The sequence below is a fragment of the Streptomyces sp. UF-297 genome, from assembly GCF_058245575.1.
Map to the genome: position 1 here is coordinate 61,803 of NZ_JBSIBZ010000007.1, position 23,442 is coordinate 85,244.

21 protein-coding genes and 1 pseudogene are annotated in these 23,442 nt (G+C 67.8%); 9 read left to right on the plus strand and 13 right to left on the minus strand.

Features of this window, described 5'->3' with window-relative positions; genetic code table 11:
- Positions 1-41: 41 nt before the first annotated feature.
- A complete protein-coding gene (locus tag AC4IJH_RS06585) occupies positions 42-1,223 on the minus strand; it encodes an acyl-CoA dehydrogenase family protein (RefSeq protein ID WP_490850578.1) in 1,182 nt (393 codons plus the stop codon).
- A gap of 461 nt (positions 1,224-1,684) precedes the next feature.
- On the opposite strand from AC4IJH_RS06585, the gene AC4IJH_RS06590 reads away from it, so the two are divergent.
- Together AC4IJH_RS06590 and AC4IJH_RS06595 are read left to right on the plus strand one after the other, a co-directional pair.
- Positions 1,685-1,858 carry a hypothetical protein gene (locus tag AC4IJH_RS06590; protein WP_490850579.1) on the plus strand — a complete coding sequence of 58 codons (174 nt, stop codon included), beginning with the start codon at positions 1,685-1,687 and terminating at the stop codon, positions 1,856-1,858.
- Positions 1,859-1,936: 78 nt separating this feature from the next.
- Positions 1,937-2,653, plus strand: coding sequence for an SDR family oxidoreductase (locus tag AC4IJH_RS06595; protein ID WP_490850580.1), 717 nt, complete (start codon positions 1,937-1,939; stop codon positions 2,651-2,653).
- 151 nt (positions 2,654-2,804) lie between these two features.
- Here the strand turns inward: AC4IJH_RS06595 and AC4IJH_RS06600 are convergent, their stop codons facing one another.
- Positions 2,805-2,999, minus strand: coding sequence for a hypothetical protein (locus tag AC4IJH_RS06600; protein WP_490850581.1), 195 nt, complete (start codon positions 2,997-2,999; stop codon positions 2,805-2,807).
- 178 nt (positions 3,000-3,177) lie between these two features.
- Positions 3,178-4,404: a cytochrome P450 gene (locus tag AC4IJH_RS06605; protein WP_490850582.1), complete on the minus strand. Its 1,227-nt coding sequence runs from the start codon at positions 4,402-4,404 to the stop codon at positions 3,178-3,180.
- A gap of 252 nt (positions 4,405-4,656) precedes the next feature.
- Here AC4IJH_RS06605 and AC4IJH_RS06610 point away from each other — a divergent pair, with 252 nt between their 5' ends.
- Together AC4IJH_RS06610 and AC4IJH_RS06615 are read left to right on the plus strand one after the other, a co-directional pair.
- A complete protein-coding gene (locus AC4IJH_RS06610) occupies positions 4,657-5,028 on the plus strand; it encodes an NUDIX domain-containing protein (RefSeq protein ID WP_490850668.1) in 372 nt (123 codons plus the stop codon).
- Positions 5,029-6,364: 1,336 nt separating this feature from the next.
- A pseudogene (locus AC4IJH_RS06615) lies at positions 6,365-6,934 on the plus strand (transposase); the annotation flags it as partial.
- Positions 6,935-7,061: 127 nt separating this feature from the next.
- On the opposite strand, the gene AC4IJH_RS06620 reads toward AC4IJH_RS06615, so the two are convergent.
- From AC4IJH_RS06620 to AC4IJH_RS06645, 6 genes are all read right to left on the minus strand, one after another.
- Positions 7,062-7,415, minus strand: a complete 354-nt coding sequence (locus AC4IJH_RS06620) for a TNT domain-containing protein (protein WP_490850583.1) — start codon at positions 7,413-7,415, stop codon at positions 7,062-7,064.
- Entirely contained in the window at positions 7,412-7,855 is a 444-nt protein-coding gene (locus AC4IJH_RS06625) for an Imm63 family immunity protein (RefSeq protein WP_490850584.1), read from the minus strand. Before AC4IJH_RS06625 ends, AC4IJH_RS06620 begins: the two co-directional genes overlap by 4 nt.
- 181 nt (positions 7,856-8,036) lie before the next feature.
- Complete coding sequence (locus AC4IJH_RS06630) at positions 8,037-8,873, minus strand: LLM class F420-dependent oxidoreductase (RefSeq protein ID WP_490850585.1); 837 nt, start codon at positions 8,871-8,873, stop codon at positions 8,037-8,039.
- A gap of 371 nt (positions 8,874-9,244) precedes the next feature.
- Positions 9,245-9,943, minus strand: a complete 699-nt coding sequence (locus tag AC4IJH_RS06635; RefSeq protein WP_490850586.1) for a flavin reductase family protein — start codon at positions 9,941-9,943, stop codon at positions 9,245-9,247.
- Between the two features lie 325 nt (positions 9,944-10,268).
- Positions 10,269-11,108 (minus strand): SDR family oxidoreductase, encoded by an 840-nt coding sequence (locus AC4IJH_RS06640; RefSeq protein WP_490850587.1) that lies wholly within the window; start codon positions 11,106-11,108, stop codon positions 10,269-10,271.
- Between the two features lie 42 nt (positions 11,109-11,150).
- Complete coding sequence (locus AC4IJH_RS06645; RefSeq protein ID WP_490850588.1) at positions 11,151-11,948, minus strand: MFS transporter; 798 nt, start codon at positions 11,946-11,948, stop codon at positions 11,151-11,153.
- 391 nt (positions 11,949-12,339) lie between these two features.
- On the opposite strand from AC4IJH_RS06645, the gene AC4IJH_RS06650 reads away from it, so the two are divergent.
- Both AC4IJH_RS06650 and AC4IJH_RS06655 read left to right on the plus strand, forming a co-directional pair.
- Entirely contained in the window at positions 12,340-13,677 is a 1,338-nt protein-coding gene (locus tag AC4IJH_RS06650) for a cytochrome P450 (protein WP_490850589.1), read from the plus strand.
- Positions 13,678-15,277: 1,600 nt separating this feature from the next.
- Positions 15,278-16,153, plus strand: coding sequence for a class I SAM-dependent methyltransferase (locus AC4IJH_RS06655; protein WP_490850590.1), 876 nt, complete (start codon positions 15,278-15,280; stop codon positions 16,151-16,153).
- Positions 16,154-16,173: 20 nt separating this feature from the next.
- Here the strand turns inward: AC4IJH_RS06655 and AC4IJH_RS06660 are convergent, their stop codons facing one another.
- From AC4IJH_RS06660 to AC4IJH_RS06670, 3 genes are all read right to left on the minus strand, one after another.
- A complete protein-coding gene (locus AC4IJH_RS06660; RefSeq protein ID WP_490850591.1) occupies positions 16,174-16,959 on the minus strand; it encodes a glycosyltransferase family protein in 786 nt (261 codons plus the stop codon).
- On the minus strand, positions 16,956-17,807 hold the full coding sequence (locus AC4IJH_RS06665; RefSeq protein WP_490850592.1) for a transposase family protein: 852 nt from the start codon (positions 17,805-17,807) through the stop codon (positions 16,956-16,958). Before AC4IJH_RS06665 ends, AC4IJH_RS06660 begins: the two co-directional genes overlap by 4 nt.
- A gap of 491 nt (positions 17,808-18,298) precedes the next feature.
- Entirely contained in the window at positions 18,299-18,481 is a 183-nt protein-coding gene (locus tag AC4IJH_RS06670; RefSeq protein WP_490850593.1) for a hypothetical protein, read from the minus strand.
- Positions 18,482-18,495: 14 nt separating this feature from the next.
- On the opposite strand from AC4IJH_RS06670, the gene AC4IJH_RS06675 reads away from it, so the two are divergent.
- From AC4IJH_RS06675 to AC4IJH_RS06685, 3 genes are all read left to right on the plus strand, one after another.
- Positions 18,496-19,221, plus strand: coding sequence for a dienelactone hydrolase family protein (locus AC4IJH_RS06675; protein ID WP_490850594.1), 726 nt, complete (start codon positions 18,496-18,498; stop codon positions 19,219-19,221).
- A 1,336-nt stretch (positions 19,222-20,557) separates the two neighbouring features.
- Positions 20,558-21,046: a DinB family protein gene (locus AC4IJH_RS06680; protein WP_490850595.1), complete on the plus strand. Its 489-nt coding sequence runs from the start codon at positions 20,558-20,560 to the stop codon at positions 21,044-21,046.
- A gap of 284 nt (positions 21,047-21,330) precedes the next feature.
- On the plus strand, positions 21,331-22,233 hold the full coding sequence (locus AC4IJH_RS06685; protein ID WP_490850596.1) for an META domain-containing protein: 903 nt from the start codon (positions 21,331-21,333) through the stop codon (positions 22,231-22,233).
- 504 nt (positions 22,234-22,737) lie between these two features.
- Here AC4IJH_RS06685 and AC4IJH_RS06690 read toward each other — a convergent pair.
- On the minus strand, positions 22,738-23,379 hold the full coding sequence (locus AC4IJH_RS06690; RefSeq protein WP_490850597.1) for a gamma carbonic anhydrase family protein: 642 nt from the start codon (positions 23,377-23,379) through the stop codon (positions 22,738-22,740).
- Between the last annotated feature and the right edge of the window lie 63 nt (positions 23,380-23,442).

The following is a 23,442-nucleotide window of genomic DNA, read 5'->3' on the forward strand; positions in this document are numbered from 1 at the left end:
CTCCCCCCTTTCGTGCCGGTGCACATTCGCCGACCTGTTGGTCACGGCGTCAGGTCGAGAAATTTCCAGTGTGCTTGGGGTTGTGCGCCGCTGAGCCATTTCCCGCAGTTCTGCAGGACCGTGGGGCTTGAGGTGATGTGCTGGGTACCTGTGCCGAGATCGCGCAGGAATCGGTCGATCGGCCCACGCCGGATCGCTGCCGTCCCCGCCCATCGGTGCACCGTCCGCCCCACGTCCTGCACGGTCCACGTCGTGTGGTTGAGCGCCAGCCTGAGCAGCGTGTCCTGCTCGGTACTCGTCACCTCGCCTGCGTCCAGGGTGACTTCGATGCCTTGCCACACCTCAGTCGCCCACGCCCGCGCCGAACGAAGCTTGGCTTCGGCGGTCGCGTACTCCGCGTGGAACTGCGCGGTGTCGACGGCGGCGTTAGGCGTGCCGGATTTGGCCGCGGCGACCAACTTCAGTTCATCGAGCAGGCGCCGCCCCACACCCAATGCCCAACCGGTGTGCCCGATTGCGGCCATGTTGACCAGGCCGAGGCGATAGATCGCGCCACCGTTGGCCGGGGTGGTCGTTGTGGCAAGATACGTGTGCGTCGCCGGGACATACACATCGGCACAGTGGTAGTCGATACTGTGCGTCGCACGCAGCCCGAGCACGTCCCAGTTGTCGACGAGTTCCACCTGCGACTTCGGCATCGCCAGCACCCGCAGCTCCCCGGTTCCCTCGACCTGGATCGCACTGTGGATATGGGTGGCGTGCGCTATACCGGAGGCGAACTGCCAACTTCCGCTCACCAGATAGCCGCCCTCCACCGGGACGGCTCGGCCGGGCCGGGTGCCGTGCCCGGCCAACAACGCGTGGCCCCCGCCTGCGACATCCGGAAACAAGTCGGCCACCGCAACGGTATCGAGATAGGCCGCAGTGGTGCCGGTCGTCAACTGCAGCGCCATCATCGTCCAACCGGCCGAAGCGTCGTGGTAGCTGACGCGCTCGACCGTCTCCATCAGTTGGTGCGGGGAGAACTCGTAGCCGCCGAGGTTCTGCGGCAGTGCGGCCCCCACGACCCCAGCGTCCAGTAATGCCCGCGCGGTGTCCTCGGTGAGTCTGCCGAGTTCCTCGGCCGCGTCCGCGTCCGCGTCAAGCACCCCGCCGAGTGCGTCAATCCGCTCGATCATCGCGGGAAATTCGGGGCTGACATGCAATCCGTCCGAGACCGCCATGGAAGGTCGCTCCTCGCAAGCAGTGCTGAGTTAGCGTCACATCACGCGCAGGGCCGTACCACTCTGCAGCCCGCACCAGGATATCTGCGCTGAGGTGGGGAGTTACAGCTCCATTTTGCATTCTGAGCCCCCTTCGAGGTACTTGGCCATACTCGGTGCCGCCCAAGTGCGGCTGTGATCATGAATCGCCGCTCGGCCCGCCTCGCTCGATGCCGGCCGCCCATGTCAGGCACGGGAGCCAACGAACTGCCGCCGATGGCCCGTTAACTGCCAGATATGCGCGGTTGTTGGGCCGTGCATGATCAAGAAGGCGGTGCTCACGGCCGTGGCCTCCACCACTACAGCGCCCGTCCGCCGCGAACGCGGTGCTCACGACGCCCGTGTCCGCATCGGCAACTGCCGTCACTCTGAATGGCGTTCCGCTCGATCGCCCGCATGGATGGTGGTGAAAGGGAAACGGCATGGACGGGCGGGTCGGGTGCCGGTCGGCAGCTTCGGTCTTCGGCTCCGCACTGCCCGTGGCCGGACTGCGGCAGCGCACCGCCTCGGGGCCGGCCTCGGGCGGCGATGTGCTGGTGGGCGGGCTCGAAGTCGTCCCGCACCCAGGCGGGATGCGGTCGCGTGCCGCGGTGTAGCGTGCGCCGGGCGCGGCACGCCGTACCGGGCGGGCGGTGCCGCCGGCAACACTGGTCGAGCCCGGATCGGAGCATCGGATGCGTGGAAGAACGGTACTGGTCACGGGAGCCACGCGAGGGATCGGACTGGCTGTCAGCCGCCGCCTCGCGGATGAGGGGGCCGAAGTCCTGGGGATCGCCCGGTCCGCCGCGTCGGGCGACTTCCCCGGCAGGGTGGTGCCGTGCGACCTCACTGACGTGGCGCGCACGCAGGCGACACTGTTGGCGCTCGCCCGCGACCACCAGGTGGACGCGGTGGTCAACAACGCCGGTATCGCGCTGCCCGAGCCGCTGGGCGAGGTCGGCCTGGAAAACCTCCAGAAGGTGCTGGACCTCAACGTGCGCGCTTCGGTCCAGGTGACCCAGGCCTTCCTGGACGGCATGGTCGAACGAGGCTGGGGCCGGATCGTCAATGTGGCCAGCCGGGCGGTCTTCGGCGCACGGGGACGCAGCAGCTACTCCGCCGCGAAGAGCGCACTGGTTGGGCTGACCCGGACGTGGGCACTGGAGCTCGCCGACCGCGCGATCACCGTCAACGCGGTCGCGCCCGGCCCGATCGAGACCGAGCTGTTCCGCAGGACCAGGCCGGTCGGAAGCGAGGCGGAGGCCCAGGTGCTCCGGTCGATCCCGGTGGGCAGACTCGGCCGCCCGGAGGAGGTCGCCGCGGCCGTCCGCTTCCTGCTCAGTGACGACGCGGGCTTCGTCATCGGCCAGACCCTCTGCGTGGACGGCGGCGGCAGCCTCCCCGGCCGCTGAGATTCCCCGGCATCTGGATATGGCCGTGGCCTGTTCAGCACGGCGAAGGCGGTGACAGCAGAGTGGGCCCCGCATGGCGGGGCCCGAACTGCTCGTGCGGAGCCACTCCCGAACGAAGCCGTCAGGAGGGGCGGGGCAGCGGTGCCGTGAGTCAGTTGGTCACGTACTGGACCATCTGGCTGCAGATGCCGACGAAGTTCCATCCACCGTCTCGGTCGCCGGTCCCGAAGATGTAGTACGGCTCGTTGCGTCCGGGCTGAAGGAGCCACCGGAGCGTCACCGTCTTGTAGGGGCCGACATAGTGCCCCTTCTCCTTGCGGAGTTCGTCAGCCTGGGCGATGTCCATGGGGAGGGGCAGCGGAATGACGCGGTCCTCGAGCCACGGCTGCCGAACCAGTTCCTATGGCGTTACGCTCCACAGAACGAGAGCCGGAGCCAGCGGTAAGGAACTCGGCCGCCGGAATGCCCACAAGACAGGCCTTAAAGGCACCTCCTCACACAAGTGACGCGCTCGCCCGACGGTTCTACCGGGCCGTTTCCGTCCAGGTGACCGGCAGTTCGTGGACGCCATAGACATTCATGTCGGTCCTCAGTTTCACCTCGCCGGCAGGGACGGCGAGCTCGAGGGTCGGGAAGCGACGCAGCAGGCTGGCGAAACCGGCGCGCATCTCGATGCGGGCCAATTGCTGGCCGAGGCACTGGTGGACGCCGTGGCCGAAGGACAGGTGACCGCGGGCCTTGCGGTGAAAATCCAGGGTGTCGGGGTTGTCGAAGCGCTGCGGGTCGCGGTTGGCAGCCAGCAAGGAGACAACGACGGTCGATCCCTTGCCAATTGTTTCCCCACCCAGCTCGATGTCCTCCGTGGCGTAGCGATAGAAGACATCGGCAACGGACAGGTAGCGCAGGAGTTCCTCAACGGCGTCGGGCAGCAGATCCGGATTGGCGCGCAGTTCGGCCAGCTGCTCGGGATGCTCCAGGAGCGCGAAGGTGCCGAGCCCCAGCATGTTGGCGGTGGTCTCGTGGCCCGCGAGCATCAGCAGGAAGGCGATGCCGATCAGCTCCTCGATGGTGAGGTCGTCATGGCGGGCCAGGTCGGACAAGATGTCTTCGCTCGGGTCGGCGCGTTTGCTCGTGACCAGATCGCCAAGGTACGTGGTCAGGCCGGTGTACGCGGCTATCTTCTCCTCCAGCGTCACCTCCTTTTCCATGAACTTGGCGAAGTTTCCCTGGAAGGTCTTCCGGTCCGCATAAGGAACACCCAACATTTCGCAGATCACCAGCGCGGGCACCGGCAGCGCGAACTCCTCGATCAGGTCGACCGGCGGGGTCAGGCGCGCCATTTTGTCCAGTTGCCGCTCGGCGATGTCGGCGATGTGCGCTTCGAGTTGCTTCATGCGCTTGACGGTGAAGGCGCCGGTGAGCTTGCGCCGCAGCCGGGTGTGGTCCGGCGGGTCCATGCTGATGAACAGGCCGGGCTCCTGCGGGGAAGGTTCGGTAGCGACGGGCATGCCGGGTGTCTCGTACGGAATGTGGAGTATCCCGATGTCCTGGCGGGAGCTGAACCGGGTGTCGGCCAACAGCTGACGCACGGCCTCGTAACCAGTAACGAGCCAGCCCTCGTGACCATCGGGGAAGACCAGGGGACTGACAGGGCGAGCCTCACGCAGCCGGGTGATGCCGCGGGGCGGGTCGAAGGGACCCGCGTCCCGCTCCATGGGAAGACTGTTCGGCAAGGCAGCCATTTCACTCATCGCATTTCCTCTCCTGGCGGTCGTTACGGCCACACTCGCCGACGGACCAGACACACGACTGTCACGGCCCTGACACCGACCACGCCGGAGACATGGTCGGTGTCAGGGGCCCGGTCGGTGTCCATGGAGGGTTGATGATGCTGGGGTGGTGCGCCGGGGTGAGTTGGCTGATCGTGCGTGGCAGGCGTTTTCGCCTTCAATCCCCCATGACCGGCCGCACCCTTCGAGAACTGCGATGGCGTACACGCCCCCATCTGGCCCGTCTCCGTCGACGGCGTCGTCCTGGACGCGCAGAGCCGGGTGCTGTTGCTGAAGAGCGAGTGCGAGGAGTGGGCACTGCCCGGCGGGCGCCGGGACCCCGACGGCCGCACCCCTGCGGTCATCCTGGCGCGGGATGTCAGCGGAGAGTCGGGGTGGAGGGTCAAGGCCGGTCCGCTACTGGACGTACGGGCCTGCCGACTGCTCCCGGAGACGATGCCCGAACGCCGTATCGCGCTCAGCGCCTACGGCTGCACCGTTCTGCCCCGACCCGGAATCGGCACTGAGCTTGATCATTATCTTCCGGTTCGATTCCAGACGGCGTCAGACCGGTTGACCACCTTTCGGAGTTCGCGGGCACTTTGACGCGTCATAGTCAGCATCACGCTGTCGAGGAGAGCGCGGGCATCGAGAGGATTACCGCAGCAGTACCAGTGCACGTTGCCCCACTCGTAGTCGTGCCGCAGATCGCGTTCGGGCTGGTGGACGTATTCCCTTCCACCGGCACACGGCCGCGCCGACGTCTCCTGGCCGGAGATAGCTGCGGGTGCGCTCGAGACGGATGATCTCGGACAGTGCGCACGAGGACAAGCCGTCGATGACCGGTTTCGCACCTGGCGTTCGGCGGCGGCCAGGGGTGCTGGCACGGAGATGCCCTGGCCTTCTACGCGGCATGGACCTTTCGGTTCGTCACCATGCCGTCCATGGCGCCACGATCCCCCACAGCGTCTCGAACGGGTTCGCTCACGTGGGGATTCGCCGGACGTGCAGGTGGCCTTCTGTGACTCAGCACTATGCCTGGCCGCTCAGCCACGCTAGTTGGTCGGCCAGAACGTTGTAGTCGACCTGCGCATGTGAGCCGTGACGCGTGAGTTGGAACCTTGCCAATATTGCTGGACCCGTGGCCTGTCAGCACTGGAATCGATGATTGAGATGATTGAGCCGAATCGCCGGGCGCGACCACAGCGGAGCGGGCATCGTCGGACCCGTGTTACGGCCTGTCCGCGCAAGCTACCGATCTCACACCTCATCTTCCGATTTGCGCCGTCTGGGACACTTGATTCCATGCACGGTGCCCGACCACACAATTCCACGCCATCACGTTCCATGCGGCTTGCCGCCTGGATCTTTCCCATAGACCTTGACGGTCATCAACGACAGTCCTGGTCCCAATGGACGAACTGGCGAGTGTTCCTGCTGCTCCTGGCGGGGCCCTGCATGCTGATCGGGGCATTCACCGCCCGAGGCCCCGGAGTAACGTGGTGGGAACGAGGTGCCCTCGCTGTAGCCGGTGCCGCCATATCCGCGGTCTTGGTTCGTGTGGTGATCGGGTACCGGCAGCTCACGGCCTCTGCCCGGCAGAGGTCGAAGGCCCAAGATATAGGCGCGGGCCGGTGACAAATCCCGTCCGTGTCACAGCCCTGGAGATATCGGCTGCCGTCCCGTCGCCCGGCCAGCGACGAGCCAGCAAGGATGTACGTCCATTGGATGTCCAGCCCGGCCCTGATGCAGTAAGTCATCCGGCCGGAGGGCCTGACTCTGAGGCCGTGGTCCTCGGCTCCGCAGCGCAGAAAGTCATGAACCCGGCGTCGCGCAGCATTCTCAGCACAGCGGGCTGGGAGGTATCCCACTGCTTCAACGCGGATTCCGGGACGGCCCACCTCAAGGTCACGCCGGGCGCTGCTGCGCAGTGCCTTCGAACGTCAGCCGGTTGGCCCTTCGCAGGGCAGCCCGTGGATATGGCCCTATTGCCGGAGAACGTTTAACCGTTTCGCTTCCTGGTAGCCGTCGCGGCGGCCTGACCAGCAGATCCATCTCGCCTCCGACCCGCACTGCCACCCACTCGCTTTCGTCCTGGCCGTGGGGCAGGCCGCTGACAGCCCTCGGTTCGTCCCGGTCCTGGACGAGATCAGGGTTCGTGGCCTGGTCGGATGTCCGCGCACCCGGCTCGACGCGGTCGCCGACGACAAGGCGTACTCCTCCCGCGCCAACCGTGCTCACCTGCGAAGGCGGAACATCGAGGCGGTCATCCCGGAGAAGGCCGACCAGGCCGCGAACCGCAAGAGGACAGACCGGCGGGGCGGACGGCCCGTCCGTTGCTCACAGCTCCGAGCTCTACAAAGATCGCAACACGGTTGAACGCCGCATCATCAAGATCAAGGTGTGACGCGGCCTCGCCGCCTGCTACGACAAAGCCCCCGAGGGCTACTTCGCCGGACTCCATCTCCGCGCAGCGATCATCTGGGTCCGAAGCCTTCGAACCAGCAGATGAGCACGGCACCTACCGCCATATGACATCGCCACCCCTTGACCATGGTCCATCCGACGATCGCGCATTGGCCACGCGCAGGAGAGCCGAGGAAGCCAATCGGCTCCGGTTCATCGGCAATCGGCTCCGATCACCGCACGGGTTCCTCACGGATATAGCCCTGGTCGATGAGCCACTGCACCGAGATGCCCTCCGGGAGCATGAACTGCGTTCCACCCCCGGGCTGTTCGAACCAGGGAGCGACCTTGCCTCCCTGGATGAAGCCGTACTTTTCGGCGTCCTCCTGCGTCCATGGTCGGATCCAGGTGTACACGTGGTATCCGCACCCCACATAGAGGGGAGGCAGGGAACGCTGGGCGAACGGCGTTCCCTCGGGGTACGCGAACCTTCCCAGCGGGCTCCCGAACCGGTCCCACTGTTCCACGTCCCCCGCCGACCGCGCCTGCTCCTGCTCGCGCCCACGACCGCGCCGCCACAGCCTCATGCCCGTCCCCCAACCGGATAGGCGTCCACGTCCTCAAGGCGTACTCCTGGACACTGCTGCGGGATCTGCGCCCGGAACCTGTCCGCCCACTCGGGCCGGACCAGTCTCAGCAGCTGGATCTGCTTGGCCAGCCACCCCACGCGGGTGTCGCTGCAGCCGGACAGCAGACCGCGGTGGTCGAGCTCCCAGCGGGAGGCGGCGTCACGGGTGGTGTACAGCGCCGCCCAGTACAGAAACTCGTCCAGGTCTCCGGCTGTACGGCGCTCCACCACCTCGTTGCGTTCCACCACCACCCAGTGGACGGCGCCACCGCGGACTTCGGCATGGGGAAAGCCGGCATCGCGCGGGCCGTTGCCGACGATGTCCGCGCCGTCGAGCCCTTCGATGCCCGACAGCATGTTACGGACGGTGGCGTAGACACCCTCAAGAGTTGTCGTCATGCAGACGATTATTCCATCAGGTGTGGGCACTCTCGGTGTGGACCCCACCACATGGCAACTGGCGTGCACTTGCTCCGCCCCGGTCCGCGACTCGTGGACCACTGGGGCTCAAGCTGCGCGAATCGATCGTCTTGGTCCGAAGCCTCCGCCCCGCCACGCGCACACACCTCCAGACGGGTCCTTACGACGCTGACTCTCCCTCGCCGTCGTAGTCGATCAGGGCAGCCAGTTCGTCGAGCTTCCGGAGCATGGCGGACTCCGCCATGCTCTCCAGATGAAACGTCGCATGGTCCGCCCCCGCCGCGGCGTACTCGTCCAAGACGCCCCGTTCCGGCTCGGCCCCCACGCTGATGATGACGTCGGTCCGCCCCTGTTCGGCCAGCGACTTGCGTACCCGCCGAACCTCCGCGGGTGTGGCACTGACCGGGAACCAGCCGTCACCGTGCGCGGCTACCCGGGCCAGGGCCGCGGGGCTATGGCCGCCAATGTAGAGCGGCGGGTGCGGCCGCTGGATGGGCTTCGGCCACATGTGCATCGGGCTGAAGCTGACGTACTCGCCGTGGAATTCGGCCGTGTCCTGGGTCCAGATACTCTTCAGGGCGGTCAGCTGCTCGTCCAGGAGACGGCCTCGCGTACGGGGGTCTACGCCGTGGTTGCGCATTTCCTCCAGATTCCATCCCGCCCCCACCGCGAGGATCGTACGGCCACCGGAGAGCAGGTCGAGGCTGGAAACCTCCTTGGCGGTGTGGATGACGTCGCGCTGGACCAGCAAGGCGATGCCGGTTCCCAGCCGCAGGGCCCGGGTGGCCGAGGCGGCGGCGGTCAGAGCGATGAAGGGATCGAGCGACCGGTAGAACTCCCGCGCAAGCGCTGTTCCGTCGGGTGCCGTTGTCCCCTGGGGGATGTGAGAGTGCTCGGCCACGAACAACGAGTCGAAACCCCGTTCTTCCAGCGCGCGCCCCAGCACATCGGGCCGGATGCTTTCGTCGGTAACGAACGTCGAGATGCCCAACTTCATATCGCACCGCAACCTCGCAACTGGCGCTGCTATTCCCCCAGTTCCCGCCGATCCGCACACAGCGAATGCCCTCATCTCGGCACGACCGTCCCGACAGGCACGCGCCGACCCTCGGTGCGATCGTGCCCGGACTGGACCGGAGCCGCCCACACCCGGCCGGCCGTCAGGTGCGCCCGCGTCTCGGACCGAGCCCACAACCAAGTGGGGCTACCAACTCCTAACCGAACGATCCTGGATGCCGGTGCTCTTGCTCGCCAGTGCTCCGGCCGGTACGCAGTCTCGTCAAGCGTCCCGAGTTGGCGGTGCAACCCGGCGCCGGGCCCCTCCCGGGCACGGCGATCCCACGTAGTTCACGCGGACAAGGGCGGCTCTTATCGGTTGGGCTCGGTGCCAACGAGCGCAAGTTCCGCGGCAGGCTCCTCGGAGCTGTGGGGTGTCTGGGTGCGGTAGGAGTGGCCGAGTTCTGGACCGAGTCCGAAATAGTGGCGGAAGTTGTAGATGAGGGGGCTCCAGGCGGCGGGGTCGATGTGGTCGGTGCCGGGAACGACGATGCGGGAGTCGGCGTGGACCTTGCGTACAACGGCCTCGACGATGACGAATCCTCCGGAGACGTCCGGCTGCACCCGCTCGGCACGGGCCTCCAGCTGGATGGGGCACTCGGCGACGCGAGGCGGCCGGACCAGGTGGGAGGGTTCACCGGTCAGGCCGGCTGCGGCGAACTTGTCCGGCTCGAAGCGGCAGCCCTTGGCCTTGGTCGAGGGCACTGGGTTCCGGCCGGTCAGTGGCGCCAGCCGCTCCACGACCGGCCACTGGGCGGGAGCCGGCAGGCTGATCACCAGGTCGGGTCTGCTGTCGAGGTTGTACGCGGTCTGCCCTTCGCGGCCCAGTCCGATCACAACCGTCTGTCCGAGTGCCCATGCGGAGGATATCGGGGCGAGGTTGAACGAGCCGTCCTGATTCTCTGTCGACAGGAGCACCACTGGCGTCCCGAAGTACAGGATGCTCGGCTCGATCTCCAGGTGGGTGACGGCTGTCTCCACGGGCAGGGTGCTGGGAGGTGCTGTGTTCATGGTGGGCAGCCTAAGAACCGGTCGCTTCGGCAGGGACCGAAGGGTGTTACGGGTGGCAATTGTCCGCATGGACACGGGGCGCGCACACGGGCCGGCCCCGGTCCGGCCTCCGTGGCGAGGACTCCGCCCGGACCGGGGCAATGGTGGGCGCGGGCGCGACGGTCAGGCTTCTCCCCCTGATCACAGTGCCGGTGGCTCGTTCGTGTCCCCGCCCGCGGACACCTGACGGGAAGTCATCTGGCGCATGCGGGCGGGATCGCAGTCGGTGGAATTTCTGATCTTGCTTCTGCTGGGCCGCCGGGCGGCTGGGCATGCGCGTCGGGTATCAGGAGGTGGTGAAGTCGCTGATGTGGTCGCTGGCCCAGGTGGTGAAAGGACGGGCGCAGTGGCCGGTGAGTTCTTCGACGGTGCGGGTGAGGGTGACGGGCTTGCCGTCGTTGGATTCCCACCAGTTCAGCAGGGCATCGGCGTAGGCAGCGGGGATGTAGTCGGCCATCTCCTGCTTCCATGCCTCGCGGGTGACGTGGTTGATCGAGATGGGATGGCCGGTGATGGCGGCGAGCTGGTCGATCTGCTCGGCGAAGGTCAGGGATTCGGGGCCGGTGAGAGTGAACTGGCCGCCGTGGTGGCGCGGGTCGGTGAGGGCAGCGTGGGCGGCTTCGGCGACGTCCTTTTCGTGGATGGGATCACTGTGGGCGCCGGGGAGGGGCAGGCTGACGGGCCGGCCGGTCTTGATGGGCCAGGCCCACCCTCCAGCGTTGGAAGCGAAGGAGCCCGGCCGCAGAATCGTGGTGGTGATCGGCGAGGCAAGCAGCGCGCGCTCCACGTCGAGGTGTGACGCGGCGAGCGGGTCGCTCTCGGGGTCTGGGCCGAGCACGCTCGATGAGGACAGCAGCACGATGTGGCGGATTCCGGCCTGGTGGGCGTGGTCGACGAAATCGGCGATGCGGTCGGGGCTGGCGTAGAGGAAGACGGTGGTGACGTCGGCCAGGGCGGCGGGGAAGGTGCCCGGGTCGGTGAGGTCGAGGCGGACCGTCTCCACACCGTCGGGCGGGGTGAGCTTTCCGGGGTTGGCGGAGCCGACCCGGACGGGCAGCCCGTCGCGGTGGAGCAGGGTGGTCAGGTGGGTGGCGACCGCGCCGCGGCCTCCGGTGATCAGAATCATGAGCTTGGTTCTTTCTGCTGGTCGGTGCTGGTGATGTGTGGGTCAGTGGTGTTGGGGCTGGGCCTTCCTGGGGAGCAGGCGGACCAGGCAGCAGCAGCCGAGGGTGATGCCGGCCACGATCAGGAGGCTGCGGGTCATGGCGTGGGCGGGGCCGGGGATGTGGAGGTAGACGGTGGTGACAGCGGCGGCGCCGAGAGCGTTGGCGAGCTGCTGTACCGCGGTCAGGGATCCAGCGCCGGATCCCGCTTCGGCGGGGGTGACATCACCGAGGGTGATGTCGTAGACGGTGCCGAAGCAGGTGCCCATACCGAGCCCGATCACCAGGACGGCGGGGATGATCGCGGCCGGGCTGCTCGCGGTACCGGCGGTGTGGACAGCGGCCCACAGGCCGAAGGCGCCGGCCAGGGTGGTGAGCAGGCCGATCAGGATCAGGGTGCGGCCGAGGCGGCCGATGAGCTGGTGGCAGGCGATCGAGGCGATGACGATCCCGGCGGCCATGGGCGTGCTGCCCGTCAGGGCGGTGCGCAGGGGCGAGTAGCCCAGGCCGCCCTGGAGGTACAGGGAGATCACGTACAGCAGCCCGGCGACGGCCGCGAAGAAGGCGATGCCCAGGATGAGGCCGGAGACGAAGCCCCGGTTGCGCAAGAGTGAGGGCTGGATCAGCGGGCTGGGGGCAGTGGCCTGGCGGCGGGCGAAAAGGGCGAAGAAGACGGTTACGCCATGCGGGAGATCGTCAACGCGCTGCTGTACCAGGTCCGGACCGGCTGCCAGCCGTAGTCCGAGTGGCGTCGATGTTGATCGTCCGTGGCCAGGCAGTGGCGTACCCCGCGCGGAACACATGGGCCGGACGCCCCGGACAGCCGCTTCAGCAGCCGCGGGCCCTCCTCGGGCAGCACCTCGGGGTGCTCACGGGGCCGGTCAAGTGCAGGCAGGATCGGCGATGTTGCGTCAGCGGGCACGGTCTTCCACCCGGGTCACGGAGTGCCGAAAGCTCCATGCGCTTGCAGCCCAGACCTGTCACGTTCGGGGTTGCACCGCTGCCCTGGCAGATCGCCAAGAGCCGGACGTCACGCCATGACGCCACCGAAGTCCTGGATCGCAAACCAAGCGATCGCGAACCGACCGAATCTCGCATAGGCGATGTTTGCACATTACATGAAGTGGAACGGGTCAGTTCAGACGAGTTCAGAGGTTCTCATGTGAACTCGTGTGAACTTGTGAGAGGTGCATCGTGAGTGACGGCTCCACGTACCCGGCCTATCCCCAGGACCGTTCCTGCCCCTATCACCCTCCCGCCGCCTACCAACCCCTGCGCGAGCAACGTCCCCTGGCCCGGGTCACGTTCTACGACGGGAGCACCGTGTGGGCGGTGACGGGCCACGCCGAGGCCCGCCGGCTGCTCGCCGACCCCCGCCTCTCCTCCGACTCCCGCCACCCGTCCTTCCCCATACCGACCGCCCGCTTCGAGAAGTTCCGGAACGTCGTCACGCCCCTGCTCGGCGTCGACACCCCCCAGCACCACCACCAACGTCGCATACTGATCCCCAGCTTCAGTGTGCGGCGCATCACGGCGCTGCGGCAGCCCATCCAGGCCATCGTGGACCGGCAGTTGGACGCCGTCCTCCGGCAGGGCCCTCCGGCCGATCTCGTCTCGTCCTACGCCCTGCCCATACCGTCCAGGGTCATCTGCGCGCTGCTGGGAGTTCCGTACGAGGACCACGCGTACTTCGAGGAGAACTCGCGCCTCATGCTGCGCGGAGGTACGTCCGACGAGGCGGCCACCGCCCGGAGCAACCTGGAGTCCTATCTGACCAACCTCATCGCTCACAAACAGTCCCGTCAGACCCACCGGTCCCGCATGGCGCGCGCAGCCACATCTCGGTCCAACGAATCCCATGAGTGCAGCGCATCCAGGTCCGCTTCCAGCCCTCTTTCCCAAACCGGCCACATCGACGGGCTGTTGGACCAGTTTCTCATCCAGCACATCACAGCCGACAACGACCCGAGCGGGTTGCACGACCCCGCCGTCGATGCCATCGATACCGACGAACTCGTGCCTCTTGCCATGGTCCTGCTGGTCGCCGGTCACGAGACCACCGCGAACCTGATCTCGCTCGGGACCTACACGCTCCTGGAACACCCCGACCGGCTCGCCGCCCTGCGCGCTGTCCCCGCCCGCTTCCCCTCCGCCGTCGAGGAGTTGCTGCGGTTCCTGACCGTCGTGGACGGCATCTACCGCGTGGCCGTCGAGGACATCGACGTAGCGGGCCACACCATCCGCGCCGGGGACCCTGTGGTGCTCGCCTCGTCCCTGATCAACCGCGACCCTACCGTCTATCCCTCCCCCGACGCCCTGGATCTGGGCCGCCCCGCCCGCCACCACCTCGCCTTCGGCTACGGCATCCACCAGTGCCTGGGCAAGAACCTCGCCCGCGCCGAGGCCGAGATCGCCCTACGGTCCCTCTTCACCCGCATCCCCGGCCTGCGCCTCGCCGTCCCGCCCGACGAGATCCCGTTCAAGCCCGGCGACTCCTTCCAGGGCGCCATCGAACTCCCCGTCACCTGGTAGGTCACCTCACAGCCGCCGCACCCAGCACCACAGACCGGACGCCAGACACCGAACCCCGCACACCGCACTCAGACGTCGCATGCCCCGGAACACGCCCGGGGCGTGCGCGTAGTTGCGTGACGTCCGGTTCCTGAGTACGCCTCGCCAGTGGTCGGGTCCCGGTGATGGGCGGTGACGAGATTGCCGCGGCCCTTGGGAACCCGGAGCAGGGCATCGTCCACATGACATGGCTCGCCGTTGGGCAGCAGCTCGCCGACGGTGTGGCAGAAGCGGTCGAGGACGACGCTGAGTCCGGTGCAGTGCCGTTCGGAGTTACGCCCGCGCCGCCACCCGGCAGCAGACAGCCCCGACCTGGCCGAAGCGCGCCGACATCCTTGCTCCCCATCAGAGCTATCCGCACCGGCGCTGGAACGAAGGCCGGCACAACGTAGCGGGCTTGTTCCGGGAGATCGCCGCGCCGGGCTTCCCCGGCAGCGAGTCCACGGTCCGCCTCTACGTGTCCACGTACCAGGAAGCCCTGGATACGGGTCTGCCTCCTGCTGCGGCTCCTCGACACTCGCCCGGCAAGCGGTGCCGACGGCGGGAGTGGGCCAGCTGCCCCACACAAGAGGGCGAGATAGCCAGTGACCGCCGGTTTCAAGAGCCGCCTGTCAGTCTCCCCACACGGTGGTGGGCAGCGCGCCGCGAAACATCTCTGCCGCCTGTGCCGTGCGTCGGGCATTGCGGCTCCCTTGGCGGCACCCCCTCACCACCAGCCTCAACGCCCACGAGGTGTACCTGAACGACGAGTTCGGCTATGCGTACGCCCATGAGCCGCGACCTGGTACACCGGCCGACCGAGGGCGGCTGCGGCCCGGTCGCGCACTCTTACGCGGACGCGTGTCCGGCCAACGGCGGTAGCGCGTTCGTCGTGCTCACGGTCGCCGCGCCGACGTCGGGGCGATCCGGTAGCGCAGCGAAGCCCGGAATGCGGCCCGCGGCGGAGCAGCCACGACGCGGTGGCCGAAAAGACGGCCATTCGACGGCTGTTCACGTTGCTGCCGAGCGCCTGCACCTGAACCGGCCGAGCACGGAATTGTCCCGAGCCTGCGTCGTAAACCGCACGAGCCGCATCGCCATGCCGCCGATCCTGTGCCCGCGCGGATCAGGAACCGCCCGTCAGAGGTCATCACCGTGATGGCCATGCGGCGGGTAGGCCGGGAGTATCAGCGAGGGCGTCAGGATCGCCGGGACTGTGCCGGCCCAGGCGGGTCGCAGCACTTGAGTGGTTATTCTGCGAGCGCTCGGCGGAGTCGTAGTGCTTGAGGGCGGGGTATCCGATTCGAGGGCTTCACGATCGGACGGGTACGCGGTGCGCACCGCTCCACATTGCGCAGAATCTGCACCTGCTCCTCGGGAGTGAGTCCCTCCAAAGCAGCGGTGGTGATGTGCTCCCGCGGATCGTCGAAGCGGGCGGCGTACGTTTCCAGCGGGCTCGGCGCGGGCAGACAGAGCAGACGCTTCGTCAACTGCCCTTCCCAGGGCCGGAGTTGACTCCCGAGTTTGGCCTAGCCATCCGTCCCATCCGCCGTCAACAGACTACCGATCCGGGGGAAGCGGGATGAGTGATGCCAAGGAGGTCCGCGAGACGGATGTGGACTGGTCTGAGGAGGTCACATCGCTGGTCCGGGCGTCGCGGCGGGACGCTGCCTGGATGGCCGAGGTGGCCGCACGGCTGGCGCCCGGCCGCGGACTTCTGGTCGACGTGGGCTGCGGCGCCGGGGGCATGGCGTTAGCCCTGAGCGAGGCTGCTGGCTCGGACGCGCGGGTGGTGGGTCTGGACGGGGAAGAGGCGCTGCTGGCGCATGCTCGGCGGCTGGCGGCCGAGCGCGGGTTCACCGGCGTCCAGTTCGCCAGTCTTCGCCTGGAGGACGGGGAGGAGGCGTTCCACGAGGCGGTCGGTGGTGCCCCGGACCTGATCTGGGCTTCTCATGTGGTCCATCACACCGCCGACCAGCAGGGGACCCTTAATATGCTGGCCACGGCACTCGCTCCCGGCGGCCATCTGGCGATCTGCGAGGGCGGGCTGCCGATGCGGTTCCTCCCATGGGATGTCGGCCTCGGCAGGCCCGGCTTGGAAGCTCGGGTGGAGGTGGCGCAGGATCGCAGGTTCGCGCGGCGACGCGAGGCTCTACCGGGGGCAGTGCCGATGCCGTACGGCTGGTGCGGGGCGTTGCGACGGGCGGGACTGCGCAACGTCATGTCGGTTCCTTACGTCATCGATCACCCAGTGCCTCCCGGTGGCAAGGTGATGATCGATGTGCTCGATGCGCTCAGTGCGCATGTAGCCAAGCTGACCGAAGACGATCTGTTGGACGAGGACGACGCCATTGCATGGGGCCGGCTGCTCGACCCCGGCGATTCTGCCTGGCTGGGGAGACGGGACGATGTTCATGTGCGCTCGCTCCGCCAGGTAGTCACCGGCGAGCGTGCATAGAGCGGTCGATAGACCGCCGGCTATCCGGCCGGATCGTCGTCTTCGGGGTGAGTCCAAGGCATCTCGTGTTGCATCACGAGCTGGCGCAGTGCCGCTGCACGGGCGACGATCAGGCGCCCGAGCTCCTCCCGTCGCCCCAGGTCGGCGTGGTACGGCTGTGCTGTTGTCTGCTCTGCGTGCTGGCGATAGAGCAGGCTGGGTGCGCGAATGAAGTATCCGTCGGAGACAGTACTGGCGGCGAGCAGCAGTCCCGTGCCCTCCACACCGGGGAGTGCCATCCAGCCGCCCAGGGCCAGTAGCAGGCAGCGGCGTAGGCACAGCGTGCCCGGCACCACCGGGGGGTGCCCGTCGGTCTCCACCCAGTGCCGCAGCACAGCATCTCTTGTGATGGGGCCTTGCGCAGGCGGCTCCCATCGCTTCGTCGACCCGTCGGGGAGCAGCGAAAGTGCCTGCGAGGTCACCCAGCCCAACTCCGGGTACGTGGTAAGAATTTCGATGTCCCTGGCCAGTGCCCCGGGAAGGAGCGTGTCGTCGGCATCCAGGCTCCGCACCAGCTCGCCCGCCGTGCGGGCCAGGGCCAACGTGCGGGCAACCGCCGGGCCTCCGGCACGCCCGGATCCTGGACTGATCCGCGGGTCATGGGGAAGGGACTCTGCAATGGTGCCTGTCTCGCCGTCCTCTTGGACGACCCACTGCCAGTCCCATCCATGGGGCATTCGCTGATCGGTTACGGACGCGGACGCCTCGCTCAGAAACCTTGAGTAGGGAGCGTGAGCGGCAGTGATGACGGAGATCACACGGGTCATGGATATCCTTGGGTCCAGGCTGAGTTGGCGACTGGAGCGGCCGGTGCCGGCTGGGTGAGAGTGACCAGGCCGGGTTCGGGCTCGGCGAGGATGTCCCGGTCGGCCAGGCGTTTCACCTTGGCGCAGACGCTCTCGGTGTACCGCGGCTCGGTGCCGATACTCAGCATCCGGCAGACCTCCTTCACGCGGAACCCGTGCCCGACCTGTTCGAAGGCGGCGAGGACTTCGCGGTAGCCGGGCGGCAGCGGCTCGGGCGGTTCGATGCCGTCCTCGGTGGCCAGTCCTGGCATCGTCGCGCGGGTGATGCCCAGGCGTTCCAGGGTGCGTTCGACGGCGGCGAACTGTCCAGCGAGGAGCACGATCTGCTCACGCAGCCTCCCGGCCGTCTCGCATACCCACTGCTGCCGGGCCTCGCTCCTGTCCAGGAGATGCCTCACCGGCGCTCCTGCTCGTCGGGGCGCGGGAGGTGGGGCGGGCGGGGCGCGCCAGGTCGCGGTGAAGGTGCGGGTGAAGCGGAGAAGCACGAGGTCACTCATGGACCAGTCGATCCACGCCAGCGAACTGGCCGGCCTGGTCTCGCAGTCACGCACGAGGCGCCGGTGCAGCATGACGGTGCCGAGAGTCTGCTCGACCACCCATCGCTGCGACTGCGGAGTGAACCCTTTCGCCCCCGGTTCGCGCTGGACGATCTCAACGTCGATGCCGAAGCGACTGCCATGCTCCACGACGACCTCCTTGAATCCGGCATCCACCCACACCTTGGCCACCGTCGGCACGCTCGCGCCGACTCTGTCCAGCAGGGCTGTCCCGATGGCGTAGTCGTGCACACTCGCCGCGACCACGATCACGACAAGACCAGGCCGATCACCTCGGTGGCGATGCCTCTTCTCCGCCCTGGCCTCTTTTTGCCCGGATCCCACCCGCTCGTCCCCTTCGGTGCGTTGACCGAGGCCCTGACGGTCTGCGAATCCCTCACGATCGCGGTGGAGTGTGATCGGCCCAGGTGAGGTCGGCAAACTCTTTGGGGACGCCCCAGATCCTCCGCCCGCCCCACAGAGCGGCAGGATGGCGCCCGGCGGCCTACAAACCAACCACCATAGAAGGCCCTTCCCCAACCACTCACCTCCCCGGTGCGGTGTGCCCCTTGGCTACCGCAAAATTCCCACCACTCGCAGCGCACTGAGCGCCCCAGGGCACCTTCACGAATACAACAGGCGCGTGGACCGGCGTACGGTCTTCACTCCGCAGCCGCGTACGCATGCCGTGCGGCGGCGCTCTGTCGCCGAGGTGCTGTCTCAGGAGCGTGCCCTTTCCTCTATCCGCGACCGGCACGGCCGCCTCAGGCAAAGTGGCTGTGGGTCAGACAGGACTTCCTCAATAAGGTGGCGATGGCCAGCGCCTGGTTCGCATCGGTGTCGACGTGCTCCACCAGAGTCAGAGCCTCCCACAGTGCCACCCACGGGCCCGTACCCGCGCTGTTCTGCCGACAGTGAAGATCGGCCCGACCGAGTTCAACGATCATTACAGTCCGGACTCATGACGACGATTACCACGCGCACAGTCGAGTACCCGGCCGACGGCCGGACGATGATCGGACACCTCGCACTCCCCGCCGGTGTCGACCGCCGACCCGCAGTCCTGATCGGGCCCGAGGGGACGGGCCTGAACGACTTCCAGCGGCGCCGGGCCGACGCCCTCGCCGAACTGGGCTACGTGGCGCTGGCCTTCGACATCAACGGCGGGCGCTGGTTCACCGACCCGCAGGAGATGCTGGCGCACACGACCCCGCTGCTCGCCGACCCCGACCGGATGCGGGGCATCGGCCACGCGGCGCTCGAAGTGCTGCGCGCCGAACCGCGGACCGACCCCGACCGAATCGCCGGTATCGGCTACGGCACCGGGGGCGCAATCTTGTTGGAACTCGGGCGCGACGGCGTCGACTTGCGGGCGATCGGGACCATCAACGCACTGACCACGGGCCGACCGGGCGAGGCGGCGCGCATCAGTTGCCCGGTATGGGCCGGGGTCGGGTCGGAGGACCCGATCATGCCGCCCGCGCAACGGGACGCGTTCACCGCCGAGATGCAGGCCGCGGGCGTCGACTGGCGCCTTACGGTCTACGGCGGCGCCCTGCACGCCTTCCACCACCCGCCGGTCGACCAGACCGTGCTCCCCGGCGTCGGCCACCACCCACAGCACGCTCAGCGAGCCTGGCGCGACGTCGTCGACCTGCTCTCCGAGTGCCTGCCCGTAACGGAGTGAGCTGGAGCGTCAGAACCTCCGCCGCCGTCATGACACGACAGCGGCGACAACGACACGGAGCCGGAGAGCCTGCACCACGACCTGGCACCCGAGCGATTTTGACGCCGCGCCGGATTGTGTCGAGGCCAAGGTTGTCGAGCCACACACCGACAACGGCGAAGGCGACGTCGCAGGGCACGTGGGGCGTGGGGCGTCGCCGAGGGCACAATCCATGACGCGTACGACAAGACGCAGCACGTCACCGACGTGCTGTGGCCGATGCGCCAGGGCGCTGCTGCGGGATCGGCTACGGCACGAGCGATCCGTTCTCGGCAGTCCTGCTCGGCCTCGGCGACGACGGCCGGCTGTACGCGGTCGGCAAGTGGCGCCACGACGCACGCAAAGGCACACCGGCAGGTGACGGATGCCGCGCGCTCCCGTGCCGTGCGCGAGCGGCTCGCCGCCCTCGACGGCACGCCGGAGTGGACGTTCATCGACCGAGGGCGGCGATTTTCCTCGTACGGCTCCGGGCCAACACGGGCAGCGCGACGCAACTCAGGCCAGCACCAAGACCCTTGACTCCATCCGCAGCGTGTCGACCACCTTCGCCTCCGGCCTGCTCCGCAGCCACCGCTCGTGCGCCGGTCTGCTCACCGCACCCGGCCCGCGCCCAACACGCAGGCGCTGGACCCGCAGCGGAAACGGTGGTGACACATGCCAGAGTACGAACAGCCTGCGCCGCGGCCCGTATAGCCACGCACCGACGCCAACGCTGCTGAGCCTGGGCTTCCTGGTCGAACCAGGCCGCACCAACCCGCCACCTCCCCCTTCACGGCCCCTGGCGCAGCGCGCGCCCACGACCGATTCCTTCAACTGACGTCGATGCACGTCGCGTTGGCGGCGTGTGGTGCGTGCAGCGTGATCCGACCAGGGTTGCTCGTTGTCGGTATCGACCGTGGATGGGGGCGACCATCTGGGACGGACTCATGTCGTCTGGCGAGGTAGAGTTGTGTCCGGCAGGGCCTCTGCGGCAGCCCGGACGCGAAGTCCGAGGAGAAGCCGGTCTTGCCGTCTCGGTGGCCGGAATGCTGGCCGTCGACGACATCCCTGCCGGCCAGGAATCCCCGGCCGGCATCCGATTCGTGCGCGACACCGCATCGGTCGGCTCGGCCCCACTGGCCCGCAAGCAAGCGAGACCGTCGCCGCCTCCTGGCCGTCTCGCTGGATCCGGCGTCATCGCCCGCCGCACCGAAGCTGGGCACCATCGCCTCAATACGGCCGTTCGGCCGGAGACACCAACAGCCCAGTCGACCGGAATCGTGAACTCCCACGCTGTCCACGGAAGGAAACACACGACATGAACACCCCGACTCGTATCACCGATTGCCCCGAGCGCCAGATGTTGGAATACATGCTGGACCACACGCGGGCCGAACTGATCGATACGGTGCGCGGCCTGTCTGAAGCAGAGTCCCGCCGCCGTCTCGTCCCGTCCATGACGACGTCGATCGGGCTGGTCAAACACGCCGCGTTCGCAGAAAGGAAGTGGTTCCAGCACATCTTGGGAGGTTTGCCGGAATCCGAATGCGACGGCGCGATGGTGGGCGAGGCCAGTTTCCTGGTGGGCGACAACGAAACGGTCGCCGACGTGATCGCCGAATTCGAGCGCGCCAGCAACCGCGCACGAGCGATCGCCGCGGACATCGACCTCGACGCCACGCGACAGCACCCTGCCTTCGGCGCCGTCAGCCTGCGATGGATCTACCTGCTCATGATCCAGGAATTCGCCCGCCACGCCGGCCACAGCGACATCCTGCGCGAGCAGATGGGCTCCCGCCGGACTTGAGACAGGCCGCCCGGTCAGCGCCTGGGCTACGGGCCCCCACATCCGCGATCTGCGCAGGTGACAGGCCATGCAGCGACAGCAGAACTATCACCGCCGCCCGCGCCGCCACTCGCCGTGGGCCACGCAATCTCTCCCGCAACACGGCGAGTTCGCAGGGCCCCTCGTCCGCGACGGCCTCATCTCCCGTTATGCGCAAGGTTTCTGGATACGCGCGCAGTTCACCTCTACACAGATGACGGCCGTACGCCGGGAACCGGAGTCCATCCCGCCTCGTTTCCCCTGGCATGGGATTACGACGTACGGCAATACCGGCTGCCGCCCTGGTCCTGCTGGCGCTCGCCGGGTGCGGCACCGATACCGGCGGCCGTGCCAAGGGAGGTGAGAGCAGCGCTGCCGAGCCCTCCGAGGCGACATCCTCTGCCACGTCAGCGGCTCCCCGTACGCATCCCCTCGTCGGTACCCACTGGAATATCTACAGCGTGACTCTGGCGGGTCCCGACGGCGGGATGACCGATGCGCCGCGCGGCACGGCGTGGCTGGAGCTGAACAACGACGGGACGGTGTCGGGCAGTTATGGGTGTGACGCCTTTCGCGGGTCGGCGACCGTACGCGGCGCCACGGTGACCTTCGGCGCATTCGACATCACCGACCGCCGGTGCGACCGCAGGGCCGAGGAGTTCGACCGCTATCTCAAAAGCGTCCTCACCGGCACCCTCACCGCCAAGCCCGTTGTCTGGTCGGACTCCAAAGAGGTGCGGTTCTTGGTGAAGAAGGGCGGGGCCGAGGGGATTCAGGTGGAGGCCGGGCGGCCCGTACCGCTCATCGGCACCAAATGGCGCGTCAGTTACGCGAGTCGCGGAGACAGCAATGGGCCGGACCTTGCCGCGGGTGACGAGGTGTACTTCACGCTCGACCGCGACGGTACGGTGCGGGGCAAGGCCGGATGCAACATGTTCTCCGGCGATTACACCGTCGACGGCGATGTGCTCACCTTCTCCGAAGTCGCGGCCACCACCCACGCCACCTGCTCCGAACAGGTCATGAGTGACGAGGCCATGGTGCTGGAATCCTTCGCCGGGCGACAGCGGCTCTCCCTCGGCCATGCTTCCCTGAGCACCGTGACCATTCCCTATACCCCGATGTCCAAGGGGTTGGGCGCTCGGGCATTCGAGCCGCCGCGCGGGTGATTCGACCAGGGTCTGCCCGGCCCTGATCCACCGGCAGACCCTACTGAGCCTTTCGTGAGTGCTGTGGGTGGTGCAGGGGCTTCGGCGGTGGGAGTCTCGGCGTGTCTTCTGCTGCGCAGCCCGTGGTTTCCGACGTCTGCGTTCCGCCGCTGACGCGACCGCAGTCGGCCGGGGCCCGGCCGACTGCGCGCGGCCGAACTGTTCGGGCAGAGCCGCTCTCACGCCGAGATCGCGGGGATACGGACATCCGTGCCGAGAGCGTGCGGCGGTGGCAGCGCCGGTAGGAACAGGGCCGGGGCCGGGGCCAGGCGCTGAGGCGACGTCCGGCCGGCGGGCGGCCGCCCACGCTGGACAACGTCCCAGTCGGCCAGGTGCGGGCCGTATTGGAACAGGGCGCTCGGACGCTCGGGGTCGACGCCGATCCGTGGGCCCTGGAGCGCGTCGGAGTGGTGGAATCTGGACGGCGCGTCACCTCACCACAGCACAAGGGCCGCTGATGCGGCGCTAGCCGAGATTCTGAACCTCATCGTCCGCGTGCGTGCCGAACTCGGCGACGCGCACCTCCGCGATGTGCTCGTACCGGCTGATCCGGTCGGTCCACTCCACGTCGACGCCGAACGCCACCTGCGCGAAGCCCACCCGCCCGACGGCCTCGGCCAGGCCCGGATCGCCAGGGGCCAGCAGCCGCACCGGCGCGTCAAGCGCCACGGTGTGCGGCGGCACGAAGTACTCGTCCGGCAAAACGGTGCGCGCATGGACGAGCGCGCCGACAGCGACAACCGAGCCGGCCCCCAACCGCGCGCGCTGCAGGACCGTCGCCGCGGTTGCCACATAGACGCACCTGCCGACCTCGCAGCCCAGCAGCGTGGCATGCGGCCCCACAAAGACGTGGTCCTCGACAAGCACCGGCTGATCGCCGACGACCGCGGACCCGCGCAACACCGCGTTCTCGCAGATCACCGCCGCCTCCCCGACTTCGATCCGAGACCCCTCGGCATCGAGCACCGCACCGTACATCACCCGCGCCCTCGGCCCCACGCGGACATCACCGACGAGCGTGGCCGTCGGGGCGACATAGGCGGTGGGATGGACCTGCGGTTCATGCCCGCGATGCCGGATGCGGATTCCCTGCGCTTCAGCGATCATGAGCGGATTCTCACCCGCCCGGCCGCGAGCGCGCTGGCGGATTTCCGACATCGCGTTCGTCGA